17 protein-coding genes and 1 pseudogene are annotated in these 15212 nt (G+C 34.6%); 5 read left to right on the forward strand and 13 right to left on the reverse strand.

The window, feature by feature from the left end:
- The first annotated feature begins 199 nt into the window (after window positions 1–199).
- The 3 genes from ytaF (at window position 200) to V7077_RS21150 (ending at window position 3461) form a co-directional block, all read left to right on the forward strand.
- A complete protein-coding gene (gene ytaF / locus V7077_RS21140; RefSeq protein WP_335505594.1) occupies window positions 200–847 on the forward strand; it encodes a sporulation membrane protein YtaF in 648 nt (215 codons plus the stop codon).
- A 401-nt stretch (window positions 848–1248) separates the two neighbouring features.
- Window positions 1249–2337, forward strand: a complete 1089-nt coding sequence (gene xerS, locus V7077_RS21145; RefSeq protein ID WP_335505566.1) for a tyrosine recombinase XerS — start codon at window positions 1249–1251, stop codon at window positions 2335–2337.
- A 725-nt stretch (window positions 2338–3062) separates the two neighbouring features.
- On the forward strand, window positions 3063–3461 hold the full coding sequence (locus V7077_RS21150) for a YkvA family protein (RefSeq protein ID WP_335505568.1): 399 nt from the start codon (window positions 3063–3065) through the stop codon (window positions 3459–3461).
- 212 nt (window positions 3462–3673) lie between these two features.
- Here V7077_RS21150 and V7077_RS21155 read toward each other — a convergent pair whose 3' ends face one another.
- The gene (locus tag V7077_RS21155; RefSeq protein ID WP_335505570.1) at window positions 3674–4588 is read right to left on the reverse strand and encodes a VOC family protein; all 915 of its coding nucleotides are present in this window, start codon (window positions 4586–4588) and stop codon (window positions 3674–3676) included.
- A 575-nt stretch (window positions 4589–5163) separates the two neighbouring features.
- Here V7077_RS21155 and V7077_RS21160 point away from each other — a divergent pair.
- The gene (locus V7077_RS21160) at window positions 5164–5298 is read left to right on the forward strand and encodes a hypothetical protein (protein WP_335505572.1); all 135 of its coding nucleotides are present in this window, start codon (window positions 5164–5166) and stop codon (window positions 5296–5298) included.
- A gap of 129 nt (window positions 5299–5427) precedes the next feature.
- Here the strand turns inward: V7077_RS21160 and V7077_RS21165 are convergent, their stop codons facing one another.
- From V7077_RS21165 to V7077_RS21210, 11 genes and pseudogenes are all read right to left on the reverse strand, one after another.
- Window positions 5428–6036, reverse strand: a complete 609-nt coding sequence (locus V7077_RS21165) for a nitroreductase family protein (RefSeq protein WP_335505573.1) — start codon at window positions 6034–6036, stop codon at window positions 5428–5430.
- 151 nt (window positions 6037–6187) lie between these two features.
- Window positions 6188–6769, reverse strand: a complete 582-nt coding sequence (locus V7077_RS21170; RefSeq protein ID WP_335505575.1) for an NAD(P)H-dependent oxidoreductase — start codon at window positions 6767–6769, stop codon at window positions 6188–6190.
- 113 nt (window positions 6770–6882) lie between these two features.
- Window positions 6883–7467, reverse strand: a pseudogene (locus tag V7077_RS21175) (alpha/beta hydrolase).
- A complete protein-coding gene (locus tag V7077_RS21180; protein WP_335505578.1) occupies window positions 7467–8411 on the reverse strand; it encodes a ring-cleaving dioxygenase in 945 nt (314 codons plus the stop codon). The pseudogene V7077_RS21175 and the gene V7077_RS21180 overlap by 1 nt, the downstream one beginning before the upstream one ends.
- Before the next feature lie 35 nt (window positions 8412–8446).
- Window positions 8447–9055, reverse strand: a complete 609-nt coding sequence (locus tag V7077_RS21185) for a flavin reductase family protein (RefSeq protein ID WP_335505580.1) — start codon at window positions 9053–9055, stop codon at window positions 8447–8449.
- 23 nt (window positions 9056–9078) lie between these two features.
- Window positions 9079–10017: a ring-cleaving dioxygenase gene (locus V7077_RS21190; RefSeq protein ID WP_335505582.1), complete on the reverse strand. Its 939-nt coding sequence runs from the start codon at window positions 10015–10017 to the stop codon at window positions 9079–9081.
- A 122-nt stretch (window positions 10018–10139) separates the two neighbouring features.
- Window positions 10140–10538, reverse strand: a complete 399-nt coding sequence (locus V7077_RS21195; RefSeq protein WP_335505584.1) for a DoxX family protein — start codon at window positions 10536–10538, stop codon at window positions 10140–10142.
- A gap of 198 nt (window positions 10539–10736) precedes the next feature.
- Complete coding sequence (locus tag V7077_RS27810) at window positions 10737–10820, reverse strand: hypothetical protein (RefSeq protein ID WP_420489692.1); 84 nt, start codon at window positions 10818–10820, stop codon at window positions 10737–10739.
- Window positions 10821–11657: 837 nt separating this feature from the next.
- Entirely contained in the window at window positions 11658–11855 is a 198-nt protein-coding gene (locus tag V7077_RS21200; RefSeq protein WP_335505586.1) for a hypothetical protein, read from the reverse strand.
- Between the two features lie 670 nt (window positions 11856–12525).
- Window positions 12526–13230, reverse strand: coding sequence for a DsbA family protein (locus tag V7077_RS21205; RefSeq protein ID WP_335505588.1), 705 nt, complete (start codon window positions 13228–13230; stop codon window positions 12526–12528).
- Between the two features lie 37 nt (window positions 13231–13267).
- Window positions 13268–13693 (reverse strand): DoxX family protein, encoded by a 426-nt coding sequence (locus V7077_RS21210; RefSeq protein ID WP_335505590.1) that lies wholly within the window; start codon window positions 13691–13693, stop codon window positions 13268–13270.
- 195 nt (window positions 13694–13888) lie between these two features.
- On the opposite strand from V7077_RS21210, the gene lspA reads away from it, so the two are divergent.
- Window positions 13889–14374, forward strand: coding sequence for a signal peptidase II (lspA, locus tag V7077_RS21215; protein ID WP_335505596.1), 486 nt, complete (start codon window positions 13889–13891; stop codon window positions 14372–14374).
- 53 nt (window positions 14375–14427) lie between these two features.
- Here the strand turns inward: lspA and V7077_RS21220 are convergent.
- The coding region (locus tag V7077_RS21220; RefSeq protein ID WP_335505592.1) for a M56 family metallopeptidase at window positions 14428–15212 on the reverse strand (785 nt) is incomplete at its 5' end.

Consider the following 15212-nt stretch of genomic DNA (forward strand, 5'->3'; position numbering starts at 1 on the left):
ATTGATATTAAAAAAAGCTATGGAGAGGGAACAATGTTTCCTTCTCTTTTTTTATTTATGATATGTTTTTATACACTACGTGCGTATTTTTTGGCTCTTTTTATATTTTTGAAATTTATGCATTTTTTAATTGCCAATACATCTTGGGACCGTTAATTTCTTTTAACATATTTAAAACCATTTGAATATATAAATACACATAAAGAACAACTTAGAACACTGCAAGCCACGGGAGGAAAATATGCACTTTTTATCTGTTTTATTAATTGGTATGGCCTCCAATCTTGATAATTTGGGAATAAGTGTTTCATATGGGTTAAAATCAACACGGATTCCTTTTATCTCTAATTTAATTATCGGCATCGTTTCTATGTTATGTGCTTATCTTTCAATAATTGCCGGAAGATTCATTTCAGCTTTTATCTCCATCCAAATTGCCAATATTGCAGGTGGATTAATAATCATTTGCATTGGAATTAAATGCATAGTGGATTCCTTTTTTGAAAAAAATGCGACGAGTGAAGTAAAAATTGATTCAAATTATTCACAAGTGATAGCTCATCCTGATTTAGCGGATGTAAATGATGATAAGGTTATCTCATTAAAAGAGTCCATTTTCTTAGGATTTGCGCTAGCTATAAATTGTTTAGCAATGGGTTTAGGCGCAGGAATAACAGGAGTTTCTCCAGCTTTAACAACATTTTCGATCGGATTATTTTCGATTATATCCATTTGGTGTGGATTAAAACTTGGGAATAAAATTTGTGGGAAGAACATTGGCAAATACTCAAATCTTGTCGCTGGATCCTTGTTAATAATCATTGGGATATATGAAATGATTGTATAAATACGAGTATTTGTTTTTAATAAGCATTGCAAAAAGAGAGATGGTAAACCCAACTCTCTTTTTATCCATTATAAAGAGAGCGGTTATGCAGTGAACCAAGGGTTCAATTTTATGGGAAGTGTTATGTACCAGAAAAAACCAACAAACAGATTTCCAAACAGTTTTGAAACTTTGAATCATATTTTTAGCATTTTTGCCGAATTGATCGTTTTTCCTTTGCATGTGAAACTATCCATGAGAGAAGAAATGGCTTGATAAGCTTAAAGTAGGGTGATTCTCCGGACAATATTTCTTCCTGAGTGGGGCAGCTATTATAGATTTATTACTCAAAAAGATAATTACGTAAAATATAAATTTGACGTAATTAAGTGTACCAAGTAAAATAGAAGTGAGGTGTTAATATGGTAAATCAGGATAAACAAACCAATTTTAAAAAATTACAAACCTTGCTTAACGAACTCCCTTGGTATGTGGAAGAATACATAAATCACAAGCTGCGCAAACTTTCCACAGCATCTTTATTTAATTACTGTCATGATTATAAGATTTTTTTCAACTGGATCATGATGGAGCAACTGTATCAGGGTCCTGTTAAGGAAATTCCACTGGAACTTCTCGAAAAGATGACCGTCTTAGAGATTGAAAACTTTTTAAACTATCTCCATTATCAATTAGATAACAAGGAATTGACCGTAAATCGTAAGTTATCGGCTTTAAAGTCACTGTTTAATTATCTGCAAAATATCGCTGAAACGCCGGATTTAAAGCCTTATATCAATCGAAATGTAATGGCCAAAATCGAGTTTAATGAAGTTAAAGACAGCATGGAAACAAAAGCAAATAAAATGGAAGGTAAAATCCTCCTTGGTGATGAGTACGAAAAGTTTCGTCTATTTGTGGCAAATGATTATGGCGAATTAACTAAAGAAAATAAAAAACTATATAACTTTTATCAGTTAAATAAAGAACGCGATACGGCGATTGTATCCTTAATTTTAGGCTCAGGACTTCGGCTTTCAGAGTTAGTCGGTATCGAATTAGACGATATTGATTATAGCAAATACTGTGTAAGAGTAATTAGAAAAGGAAATAAAGAGCAATTCGTTTTCTTTAGCCAAGTTGCTATGGCGGATCTCCAGGAATACCTCTCTGTAAGAACGGCTAAATATCAAGTAGACAAAACAAATAAAGCATTATTTATTTCTGCACCGGTTGGTCCTAAAGGAAAATCGCGGCGGCTGACAGCACGATCGGTTGAAAAACTCATTGAAAAATATGCAACGGCATTTGGGAAGCCATCATTATCGGTGCATAAGCTGCGCCATTCGTTTGCTACCAGATACCATGCTGAGATCAATGACGTACCAAAATTAAGACGGCAATTAGGTCATTCATCGATACAGACGACGATGATCTATACTCATATTAAGAATGATGATCTAAAAATTGCAGTCGATAAAATGGATATGCCGAAAGAACAAATCGACTAACAATCAAAAAACTGTCACTCTACTGGCAGTTTTTCTTTTATTTTACCAGTTTACATAATATTATTATGTAATCAAATCATTAAATTATCTCAATATCCAAGTATACTTAAGATAGTGAGACGAAATAAATTTTTATCCATTGTTGGGATGGCAACTTCTCGCTTAAGGTCCTTGATAGCAGTTTTTGAAGACATTTTTGGATGAGCTTGGTGTCTGGTTTGTCTTTAAGAACCATTCTTGAGGATAGTATTGAATGAAAACTCCTTCCCTTTGTTTAGAAAAGAGCCACTTTAGAAGACATTTCGGGTGCCCTCTCTTCCCTCTTGTTCTATATTCCTTCTAAATAACAACTGACAAAAAAGCGCTTATGAAGGCGTACAATCTCGGAGTCTGACTACCCCATATGATCTTCTAATAATTGAACGACACCCTCTTCTACTCGTTCTTATTAACTATTAAATAACTCTAAGATTAGTACGTATTATAGTTGCTTTCACTGTTGTGAAGCACTATTTTTATTGCGTATTCGTTTTCTAAAGGTTTTCCCTTCTTCAAGTAAACTGCGAGTTGGGGAACAAGAAAAAGAGCCCCACCTGCGACCTGATTTAGTGATGGTCATAGCTCATTCCACTAAACTGCATCGATAGTTGACAAGCACTAACCCAATAATTGTTTCAACTCTCTCCTATTTTACTTTATAATCATTACTAACAAGGAGGAGTTAGATGGAACAAAAAAATACTCTAACAAAATTAAAAAACTACACAAGAAAACTAAAACAAAATTTATTTGTTCTTTATTTATCATACAAAGATAATAGAGTACCTTGGTACACTAAATTGGTTGCTATTTGTGTTGTTGCTTATGCTTTTAGTCCAATCGATTTGATTCCTGACTTTATCCCTGTATTGGGTTATATCGACGACCTAATTATTGTTCCGCTGGGCATTTCACTGGCACTAAAATTAATACCACCTTACATTATTGAAGAAAACAGAGAAAAGGCTGAAGAAATTAGAAAAAATGGTAAACCAAAAAACTGGATTGTTGCCGTACTATTCATTCTAATTTGGATTTTACTTGCGTTTTGGGCTGGTAAATTATTATACGGTATATTTTATTGAAAATAGTCATTAAATCAATTGGGGATATGCTTCTTTGCATATCCCTTCTTCAACTAAACTACCCCTTTTATCTCAATAAGCATATGAGTTTTCTTTAGAGCCAATATTTCCTCTAAAAGATAATTTTTGGGGAGAGATGTATTTTTGCTTTTATCGAAAACTTGGGAAGCGGATGTAAGCTTACCCTAGATCATCCATAGTCTGGATTCTGATTATCCCTTGTATGCTTTCCGTAATTTCTCCAGATCAAATTTCTTCATTTTTAGAAAGGCATTCGTCACACGTGAAAGTTGATCTGGTCTACCTTTGCTCATCATCTCATTCATCTCGCTTGGCACAACCTGCCAGGATATACCGAACTTATCTTTCAGCCAGCCGCATTGCTCTGCTTCAGGAACTGCAGTTAGCCTTTCCCAGTAGTAATCAATCTCTTCCTGTGTGTCACAATACACCATGAATGAGATTGCCTCATTAAAATTGAATTTATGTTCATGTGCGCTATCCATTGCGGAAAACCACTGGTCTTCCAGCATAAAATCGTCGAACATGATTGTTCCTTCTTTATCAGGTGCCATGCCTTGAGGGTAGCGGGCGATAAGTCCCTGTTTAGCGTTCTTAAATACGGATAAATAAAAATGAATCGCCTCTTCGGCCATGCCGCATTTTTCGCCGACAAACAAAAGTGATGGAACTATAGTAGGCCGTTCTTCACCTTCTGGATTGGTAAGCATTAATTGCCAGGACAATCCATACTTATCCTGAATCCAGCCAAACCTTTCACTGAAGGGATACTTATCAAGCGGCATTAACGCTGTACCGCCTTCCGATAATTTGTTCCATATCTCATCTATTTTTTCGCTCGCATCATTTTCTCGCGATGGGTCGAAATTAACTATGAAAGAGATCGACGGATTGATTTTGAAATAAGGCCCAGCGCTGATTGACATAAACTTCTGTCCCCACAGCTCAAAGGAGACTATCTCGGAGTCGCCTGATGGTGTGTCCTGAATGGTTGTGACATTCGTAATTTTTGAGTCCGGGAATATGGATGCGTAAAACTCAGCAGCTTCTTTGGCCCCATTTTCATACCATAAATGCGGAACGATTTTTTGTTTTGATTTTGACATATTTAATCCTCCATGATTTTTGTGTCGGTAAGAATGCCACCAAAACATTTTAGTAGCAAGAATTCAGTTCAAATTCAAATTTGCCAGCCACGGAACCCTCTTGCAGAATAGCACGGATATGCACCATTGTGGTACAGAAAAACAATGTTCTAATGACGATCAAGAAAGATATTTGATTCTCAGTATTATCTTATAATTTTCTGTAAAAATAATTAAAATCCTGCCAATTGTAATGTCGGTAACATAAATAAAAATATATTAAATTATCGCCCAATAAACAATTAAGCACTTTTTTCCAAGAAAAAAAGAAGCCCTCTCAGCAGCTTCAAAAATTACATTTACTTCTTAGCTAGCAATTTATTTTGTTGAAGGATTATATAGATAGTTTCTTAGTAAAATGGATACCAAACTTTGTAACTGCAAAAACTGAATAAAGATTCTCTTGAAATGAGTGAAGAAAAGAAAGTTAAAAAGCCTCAGTATAGTCTCTATATTTATGGGAAAGCTTTATTCAGATACAATGCTCTACATTGTCCATGGTTTTTGATTCATTAGATTTGAAGGAGTGTACTGAAATGCAGTTGAAAAATAATAACTTTCAGCAACGTGATAAAGAATGCGAATCTAAATTTTGTAAAAAACGAATAAATATAGAAATGAACAAAGAAGAAGAACGAAAAGAAATTTTAGAAATGTTAAAAAGATTATAAAATTAAATTCCTCCTAAAACACTATATAATATTTTAAAGCGGAAAAAGTAAATTTAAGGATTCGGCCAATACTAGCACACATCAAAGCCTGGTGGATATTCCACCAGGCTTTTTGCATTGAGAGATTTTCTATATTAAATTTTTATAAAATTTCACACGGTCTTCCACTGGTTTAAATTCTTTCTCACCTGGTTGAGCTGTTGGATTACCAAACGGCATCTGAGCAATCAGTTTCCAATTGGAAGGAATATTCCATTTCCTCCTAACCTCTTCGTCAATAAGTGGGTTATAGTGCTGTAGTGAAGCTCCTAGACCTTCTGATTCTAAAGCGGCCCAAACTACTAATTGGTGCATACCTGATGCCTGATTGGACCAAATAGGAAAGTTGTCAGCATATGTACTGAATTGTTCTTGAAGAGATTTAATTATTGCTTCGTCTTCAAAAAATAGTACAGTCCCGTATCCTGCCTTAAATGAGTCCATTTTTTGTTGAGTTCCAGAAAAATCACCACCACCAACAACTTCTCTTAAAGTTTCAGTAGTTATATCCCATAATTTATCATGGGATTCCCCTGTCAATACTACAAGACGTGCGGTTTGGGAGTTAAAGGCAGAAGGTGTGTATTTTACAGCGAATTCTACGATTTCCTTAATTTTTTCATCTGAAACCTGTACGTCTTTGTTGATTCCATAGTAAGTACGTCTTTCTTTTATAGAAGAATAAAAATCTTTTGTCATAGCAATTTGCCTCCATTTATTATATTTTGAGATGAAAATCTCGGATTAATAATAATTTAATTGAAAATTTCGAGTCAATTGGTTTGTTTATAAAATCTTATTCCACTTTCTTTCATATGCTCAATAGACTTATTCTGTTGGATAAACAGTATTAGAATAAAGAATTAATCTTTTCTTCAACTTCCTCTAACATACCTTTATAGGCTTCTTCGTTAAGCGAACCGACACTTCCAAATAGTATATGGTCTACCGGTTCAATCCCAACAAATTCAAAAATTCCAGTATCAGATGTGATTTTCAAACCTGTTGTCATTCCAATCTCATCATAATAATCTTTTGGATTACCGTGTGTATTTATGATTAGACCTTTCTTACCTGACAACATCCTTATTACACCTTCTTCACCATATGCATAGGCAAAGCCGTATGAGAATACTCGGTCAACATATCCTTTAAGGATAGCTGGTAGTCCAGCCCACCAAATAGGATAAATAAATGTAATAACATCAGCTTGAGTGATATACTCTTGTTCCGTTTTAATATCTTTAGGAATTTCTCCAGCTTTCATTGCAGAAGTATCTTCTGGTTTTAGTACGGGTTGAAAATTAAGTGCATACAAATCACGCACAACGACTTCATGCTCTTTTTTCTTCAATGCATTTACTGTTGTTTCCAAAATAGCGTGATTTAGGCTTTCTGGGTGTGGGTGTGCATAGATAATAAGATGTTTCATTATAGACAACCTCCAATATTTTAATTTTTAATATTCAATGGATTATTGTCCACTTCCATTTAGAAAGCTATTCGCATAAATTTCTTACTTTTATTCTGCTATACCTGTAAAAATTATTCTGCTTCTCCGTTTAAAAGTTCTTTATACCACTTTGCAGCAGCTTCAACTTCTTCCATGATTAATTGATGGCCTCTATTCTCCCTATGAAGTTCAACTTTCGCATTAGCCTTTTTTAACAGAGACTCCAATTCAGCAGATTTCATTGGCGAGCAGATTGGATCATTTGTTCCAGCCGCAATAAACACATTCTTTTTGGATAAATCAGGAAGATCTCTTCCTTTTCTCGGCACCATAGGATGATGAAGAATCGCACTCTTTAAAACATTTTGAAAGTGGAACAACAAACTAGCAGCTATATTCGCTCCATTGGAATATCCAATGGCAATAATATTCCCTCGATCAAAACCATACTTTTCTGCTGCTTCATCTAGAAACTCATTTAATTCTTTTGTTCGGAAAGCTAAGTCTTCTTCATCAAATACTCCTTCTGCTAATCTTCGAAAGATTCAAGGCATCCCATTATCTAATACATTCCCTCGAACGCTTAAGACAGAAGCCTCATCGTCAATTCTTCCTGCAAGAAGCAACAATAGTGTCGGTTTATATGAGTCCTGACACTTATTGAAAATATGTTTCATTATTTATCTCCCTCCAGAACTCGAACCTCAACTTGTGGTAAAGTTTCTTCTAATTCTTCTCTTTTTGACTCTAACCAAGATGGCAGCATAAGTTTTTTTCCAAGTTCATCATCAGGTTCATCCACTGCAAAACCTGGCGGATCGGTTGCTATTTCAAATAGAATACCTCCCGGTTCATGAAAATAGAGAGCTTTAAAGTAATTTCGGTCACGGATCTCAGTGGGATAATACCCTTTTTCCAAGAGAAGTATTCTCCATCTTTGATGTTCTTCTTCATCTTTTGCTCGCCATGCTATATGATGAACCGTACCTGCCCCCATCAGCCCTCGAACTGAAGGTTTTAAGTGAATATCAATGGTGTTTCCAATATTCCCTTCGGTTTTAAATCTTAGAAATTCATTATCTTGACCAATGCATTCCAACCCCAAAACGTTTTCTAGTACATCCGTAGTTTTATGTGGCTGTGCCGAAAAAAGAACCGCTCCTCCAAATCCTTTAATCGCATTTACTGCTTCAATTTCACCAAAGTTCCAAGTATTCGTTAGTCCTTCTTCTCGTTCCGTCAGTTCGAGTTGAAGTCCGTCAGGATCGTTGAATTTAACATATCTTTCACCAAAACGAGTTAATGAAGTAAACTCCACTCCGAATTTTCGTAATCGATTCTCCCAAAAAGGAACCGAACCCTTCGGAATAACATAACTAGTTACACCAACCTGACCTTGCCCAATACGCCCTTTTAGCTGTTTAGCCCAGGGGAAAAACGTAATCACAGTTCCTGGTTGACCCGTTTCATTTCCGAAATAAAGATGGTAGACTTCTGGACGATCAAAATTAATGGTTTTTTTAACAAGCCTTAAACCTAATACACCTGCATAAAAGTCTATATTTCGTTGAGCATCGTTTACCATTGCTGAGATATGATGGATACCAGCTGTTTTTTGCATTTTTTAACCTCCAATTCACCAAGTGGCATGAGGAACTATTTAGGTCTTTCGATTTCAAAAATCTCACCAATTTTGGCGTAATAATTTCCAGCCAATCGACTTACAGCAGCTAAGCCTCTTGGATCGATTTTTCCATTTTTATAAATATCACTTTCAATATGAAATTGAACGATTTTTCCTATAATCAGATCACATCCAGGCGTATCCGAGCCTCCTAGTTCCAAATAGTGCTCCATCGAACATTCCATTCTGATTTTTGCTTCCCTAACTCCAGGAACTGAAATCTTCGTACTTTGCACTGGAGTTAGGTTTGCTAAGTCAATCTCACTCTCGTCAGGAGGCAGGTTTGCAGCTGTTTTATTTATTTTTTCAACGTTTTGTTCATCCACGATATGAACAACAAATTCTTTTGCCTCGAATATGTTTCTTGCTGTATCCTTTTGTCTCCCCAATGACCTTTGAATGGATAATGAAATCATCGGGGGATTGGATGATACGATATTAAAGTAACTAAAGGGTGCACCGTTTAGCACGCCTTCTTTAGATTTAGTTGTAACAAAAGCAATCGGTCTAGGTATGATACTTCCAATTAGGAATTTATAATTATCTCGTTCAGACAGGGAAGATGGATCGATTGAAAGCATAGAAATCATTCCTTTTCGTAAAATCAGTCTAGTTCTCTAACTTCAATTGGTAATAATACTGCTTCAATTTTTGCTCTATGAGGCTCATACTGTGATGGCAACATCAATTTTTCTCCCATTGTCCCCTCTGACTCATCATGAGAAAAACCTGGAGGATCAGTTGCAATTTCAAATAGTATTTCTCCATGCTCTCTGAAGTAAATGGCATTAAAGTAGTTTCTATCCTGTACAGGGGTAACACCATATCCATTCGCTGCGACATACTTTTGCCAATCTAATTGGTCTTCGTCATCAATAGCTCTCCATGCAATGTGATGGACTGTTCCAATACCCATTTGTCCACGTCCAATAGGAGTTAATTTAAGGTCGATGATATTTCCAATATCAGCAGTCGAACGATAACGAGTGAAATCTCCTTCATTACCAACTAACTCAAGTCCCATTACTTTTTCTAACAAGTCAGCCGTTTTTTTAGGCTGAGTTGATAATAGAGTTGCTCCGCCAAAACCTTTAATAGCAACTTCAGGGGTTACCTCACCAAAAGTCCAAGTATTGACTTCTCCCTCTTCTCTTTCCACTATTTCAAGGTGAAGCCCATGAGGATCATCAAATTCTAAATATTGCTCTCCAAAGCGTTCCATTTTAGTAAAAGGAACTTTGAACCTTTCTAGTCTTTTTTCCCAGAATCCAAAAGCACCTTTAGGAACAACATAAGAAGTGACACCTACTTGACCATCTCCAATGATTCCTTGACGAGCTCCTGCCCATGGAAAGAATGTAATAATGGTTCCTGGTTTTCCACCTTCATTACCGAAATAAAGGTGATAAGTACCTGGATCATCAAAATTGACAGTTTGCTTTACCAACCGTAATCCCAAAACTCCTGCGTAGAAATCTACATTCTCTTGTGGATGGCCGACGATTGCTGTGATATGGTGAATACCCATTGTTTTCTTATTCATTATTTACACTCCTTTTTTGATATTATTGATTACAAAAATTTATACTTTATTTTGTTTCCATTCCACTAATTAAAATCTAATAAAATATATTCTCAGTTAGAGAATCTTTAATGTGAGATATTTTAGAATAAAAATGCATCTAAAGCGTACTGACCAGGACCGATTAATGCTATACCGATAGCCACTGCTAACAAAGTTAAATTATATTCATATCCATTTGATGTTGCCCATAATCCATTGGCACCATGAACCTTTATGATAGCCATTAACATAGTCCCTGCGATTAAAATGGCTGCAAGTGGGGTTAATAGTCCTAAAGTAAATAAAATTCCACCAATAAGTTCTGATAATCCAGCAAATAATGCCATCATAGCTCCTGGTTTCATTCCGATAGATTCAAACCATCCACCAGTTCCTTTTAATCCGTAGCCACCGAACCAACCAAACAATTTTTGAGCACCGTGCCCGATAAACAATACACCAATTACCAAACGAATGATTAATAAACCAATATTTATCACTTTAAACTCCTCCTAAATGTTATTTTATTTCGAATTCGAGATATTAAATCAAAAAAAATGTAAGTTTAAACTTTATTTTTTAGTTTTATCAAAAGCTGTACCAATGTCTCAGCCTCATTAGAATCCAGAGTAGCAAACTTTTGATTAATGAACCCATGATATTTTGGCATGATCTCATTCATTAATTCAAATCCATAATTAGTTAATGTATTTTACGTCATCTGGACAGGCATTACGGCTTAATAAGTGTCTTTGCTCAAGCTTATCTATAACATAAGTCATAGATCCACTGGAGATTAGTATGCTTTTTCCACCCCTCTTGATAAAGTACCTCTAAAACAAAAAATTCCGTTATACTTAGCTTTTTTTAGTCATTTCTCCTTTATTCTCTCATGAATCATTTTAGATGTTTGCATCAATATCAGAAAGGGTAAATTCAAACAATTCCTCTCCATTTGTTTCACCTCCTAATTATCTTTAATTAATTTATCTTGAATATGAGATAATATTAATACTAATAATTTCGTTTGTCAATAACCTTTTTCGGTTAGAGTTAAACAAGGGCTTCAATTCAAAAAGACTGCGTACGGAGCCAATTTTTCAAGATAATGGTCAAAGGAAACTAAATCCCTTCATTGAACATGTTCAATGATCCAATTATCAAATTCTACTGCTAATGCAATACTAAAAACTCTTTTGGCTTTACTAGAAACTTGCAAATTTATCTCCCTCTCTCTTTTTCAAAAATTGATTTCTAAAAACAAGCATCCTTGTATAAGGGATGCCTTTTTTCAGTTATATTCTTAAACTCACCTGCCCAGTTAGCGGAACAAGAAAAGCGAATGCTCTTATTGAACAATCGCACCCAGATAGTTTAAGTGCCATCCTTCACAACCTTTTCTACATCTTAATATAACTCCAATCCTAATAATTGTTGTTCGTTAAGATCAGTATTTTCAACAAAATGAAAGTAACTTATTTTTTTAAATGTTACCTAACAAGGGACTGATGGATAAGTCCGTTATTTTAGGGAAACAAAATGTAACTTAATATCTATTATGTTACATTCGATTTTTTATGCCCAAGTGGGGTTTTACGTTAATAAGTTTCCGCATTTTGCTACCGAACCCGTGCCCCCATGGGCACTGAAAAAATTGGGCCTCCTCCATGGTTATAATGAGGTTGATGGTGAGGATGATAGTGATGGTACAATGACAATGGGACTGTGTATCCGTACCCCATATGGGTTCCGTAAGGATATGGCATATATCCTGTTCCATAATGATAAGGCATATAGGCTCTCATATCTGGATTCATATTTCCACCTGCTATCTTTAGAGTTTTATTCTTGAACGGCATATAATTCTCTAGAAAGTCTATCCAACTAATCATACAGATCTTTAGCTATTTGATAATGATCAAGTCTTCTTTTAAATCAGCCTGTTTATTTCCTTTTAATTCGAGGTATGATTCTTCCCATTCCTCTAAACTTCTTAAATCAAATTGTTTTAAAAACCTCGGTTCCGCACTTTCCAAAATGGACTAAATATGGATACACCATTCTTACTAATTTTCAAGGTATCTTTTTGTTGTATTTGCATTCATATCCCTTACATAGTCACCGTTTTTAATTTATTTCTAACTTCCAAAATAATAGTCTTATGTTTTTCTAATACGGCAGGATTACACTTTGGGGCGGTATTTTCTATTTAAAAAAGGTAAACCGTGTCTTGGAAAAGATGGAAATGGACCTATCCAATAGTACATTTCACAAAGGCACATACCTCTTATTTTTCAAAAGAACATCTCCTTTAATAATTTTACAGCCCTTTTTCATATCACAATTCCATATTATTCTTCTGGTATTGTCCCAGACTTAGACATTTACCCATTTCGAGGAATAAAGGGCCAAACGCGATTTTATAAGTTTTAATATATCAATTGTTTTATCAATAAAATTAAGGGTTGAAGTTTAAATTATGAAAAACTATTTCTTAATAGCAGCCTTATTTACCATATCAATAAGTTCCTGATAAGAATTACCGTTAAATTGTTTTCCATTCACAAAAAAAGTCGGTGTCCCCGAGATTCCTAATTGATTAACATATGAAGTATCCTTATCTAAAGCACTTTGATATTTATTTGTTTTAAATACTTGGGCCACTTTCTCACTATCTGTTTGGCTAACCACTTTGCTTAATGTCTTTTCTAAAAAGCTTGCCGAATAAAGATCAATTTTTTCATATTTAGAATCTGCTGGTTGTTCTGAGTACAATTGGTTATGAAATTTCCAAAAAGCATCATTACCTAATTCTTGAAATACAGTCTCCGCAAAAAGAGCAGCCCTTGTTGAATCTGTATAAATAAATGGATCGTTCATAAAGTAGTATTGGACCTTTCCTGTTTTAATAAGATCTTTATCAATTGCAGGAAATACGGTATCATTAAAATTTTTGCAGATTGGGCATTTGTAATCACCAAACTCTACTATTTTTACTGGAGCGTTTTTTTGGCCTAAGTATGGTTGATGCTGATAACCGAATGTAGCTGCGGAAGCGTTAGAATCACCTGTTTTTTGCATGTTACTAAGGAGCATAATTCCAATAAAGCAAATAATAGCGAGTCCTAAAACCCCGAAAAAAAACATTTGAGAAGAGGAATTTTTCGATTTTAATTTTTTCTTTGTAGTCATTTATTCACCCATTTCATGAAAGTGGTTGGTTAAGTTCTTAATTTTGAATTGCTCTAGATAATCCTTTTGCCTTTACTAAAATCGAATCGATTGATAAAAAGCGGCTCCCGTTTAACACAAGATAAAGGGCTATAATCATTAATGATAGTTCAAATTCATAACCAGGCATCTTCCCGTTACCAGTTAGACCAGCTGGTAGTTTTACAAATAAAATTGCCCCTGCCATGATTAACACATAAAAAGCCGAAACGATTCTTGTCCCCAGCCCCAATAGGATCATAATTCCACCCACCAATTCAATGGTTGCAACTCCATAAGCAATAAAACTAGGGATTCCCATACTATGGAACCAAACGCCAATATTATCAATACCTCCTTGGAATTTTGATAAACCATGTACAAAGAAGGTAATACCTAATACTGCCCTCAATAGTAATGAACCAATTTCCTGGCCGTTTTTCATATTCATTCTCCTTTCAAAATCGCACCACTACATTATGTAGTGTAAAAATTTATAAAAAAATCTAGACATGGGATTTCTAGAAATTTTTAATTTACTAGAACATAGAATCAAAGAAGTAGTTTTTGACTTATATGACTTAATCAATTACACTACACATTGTAGTTACTATGTTTTTATCCGTCAAGTAAAACACCAATTTTCAGGAAGGAAGTCCTAAACTTGTACTATTTTTTTATTACTTTTGTTATTTTGATCGATCAATTATCAAAATATTGGATTCGTACTCATATAAAAGTAGGAAGTTCTATTGAGATCTGGAAAGGTGTTTTGAATCTTAGCCACATTGAAAATAGTGGAGCAGCTTTTAGTTCCTTTCAAGGGTATGGACGATTCTTTGTTCCCGTTGCTTTTATAGTGGGTATAATGATGCTTAAATATCGTAGAGAGGTTAAAAATAGGAGACTTTTAGTGGATTTAGGCACTGGCCTATTAATTGGTGGAGGAATTGGAAATGCAATAGATCGTATTTTATATAATCAGGTTACGGATTTTATATCATTTCATTCAAATCATGGTATCCTAAACTTTGCAGATTATTTCATTAACTATGGTTTGATTATTTTATTAATTGATTTAATTTTTAACCATTTATTAAATAGAAGAGCCCATAAAAAAACTTAGCGGGTTGTCCTTTATTGGACTTCCCGCCTTTTCTTATTCACCTTCATCTAATGTTAAACAATAATCATTAAAATGAACAAAAAAATCATGACATTAACTGAAATAATAACAGATTTTGTTTGTACTTTAAAAGGTATTGCATAATATGGTTCAATCAAATGCTTAATCCTGTAATCTATCGTTCCATCAGCAAAAGGAACAAGCAGGATTTGAGTTTTCGTTCCTAAGTGAGTCTTGATTAGCTTTAGCAGGGCACCGCTTAGGCCCATCTCAGTACCCATCAGCTTAATAGCATACTCATCTGCAACTAATTCAATCATAATTTTATAATTTTTAAACGCCCATTTGGTAAGTGGGATATACCACATGACTTCAGAGATCGTCTTTAATAGAAAAATTTTTAAGGTATGATAAAATTTTTGGTGGGCAGTTTCATGCTGTATAACAGCCTCTAGTTCCGCTCCATCTAACACCTCTAATAATGTAGTAGATAGAAGGATAGTTGGATTTAACAGCCCAAAAGTGATTGCTATAAGTTCATTACTTTTAATGATAACAATGTCCTTTTTTTTCCTCTTATACCTTTGATTTACTTCCTTTGTATGTTCCCAATCGGTATGACGGAAAAGTTTTTTCTTTAATCTGTTTGTGTTTGTCACTTGCTGTCTGATTTTATTTAAAAAGACTAATATTGTGTAGCTGACATAGGTATTAACAAGGAATAAAACACCGAAATATTCAACTGTACCCTGCTTAAAGATCCTAATACAAAATTGAAATATATTATCATAAAAAGATGGACCCAAAAAAACATTGGCCAGATATAATCCCATCTGTA

This window comes from Neobacillus vireti, assembly GCF_036962465.1.
Taxonomy (GTDB): Bacteria; Bacillota; Bacilli; order Bacillales; family Cytobacillaceae; genus Neobacillus; species Neobacillus vireti_B.

Excerpts from the sequence above, each read along its gene's own strand:
- xerS (WP_335505566.1), top strand. The coding sequence starts at position 1,249 with ATGGTAAATCAGGATAAACAAACCAATTTTAAAAAATTACAAACCTTG.
- V7077_RS21150 (WP_335505568.1), top strand. The coding sequence starts at position 3,063 with ATGGAACAAAAAAATACTCTAACAAAATTAAAAAACTACACAAGAAAA.
- V7077_RS21155 (WP_335505570.1), bottom strand. The coding sequence starts at position 4,588 with ATGTCAAAATCAAAACAAAAAATCGTTCCGCATTTATGGTATGAAAAT.
- V7077_RS21160 (WP_335505572.1), top strand. The coding sequence starts at position 5,164 with ATGCAGTTGAAAAATAATAACTTTCAGCAACGTGATAAAGAATGCGAA.
- V7077_RS21165 (WP_335505573.1), bottom strand. The coding sequence starts at position 6,036 with ATGACAAAAGATTTTTATTCTTCTATAAAAGAAAGACGTACTTACTAT.
- V7077_RS21170 (WP_335505575.1), bottom strand. The coding sequence starts at position 6,769 with ATGAAACATCTTATTATCTATGCACACCCACACCCAGAAAGCCTAAAT.
- V7077_RS21180 (WP_335505578.1), bottom strand. The coding sequence starts at position 8,411 with ATGCAAAAAACAGCTGGTATCCATCATATCTCAGCAATGGTAAACGAT.
- V7077_RS21185 (WP_335505580.1), bottom strand. The coding sequence starts at position 9,055 with ATGCTTTCAATCGATCCATCTTCCCTGTCTGAACGAGATAATTATAAA.
- V7077_RS21190 (WP_335505582.1), bottom strand. The coding sequence starts at position 10,017 with ATGAATAAGAAAACAATGGGTATTCACCATATCACAGCAATCGTCGGC.
- V7077_RS27810 (WP_420489692.1), bottom strand. The coding sequence starts at position 10,820 with ATGACTTATGTTATAGATAAGCTTGAGCAAAGACACTTATTAAGCCGT.
- V7077_RS21200 (WP_335505586.1), bottom strand. The coding sequence starts at position 11,855 with ATGAATCCAGATATGAGAGCCTATATGCCTTATCATTATGGAACAGGA.
- V7077_RS21205 (WP_335505588.1), bottom strand. The coding sequence starts at position 13,230 with ATGACTACAAAGAAAAAATTAAAATCGAAAAATTCCTCTTCTCAAATG.
- V7077_RS21210 (WP_335505590.1), bottom strand. The coding sequence starts at position 13,693 with ATGAAAAACGGCCAGGAAATTGGTTCATTACTATTGAGGGCAGTATTA.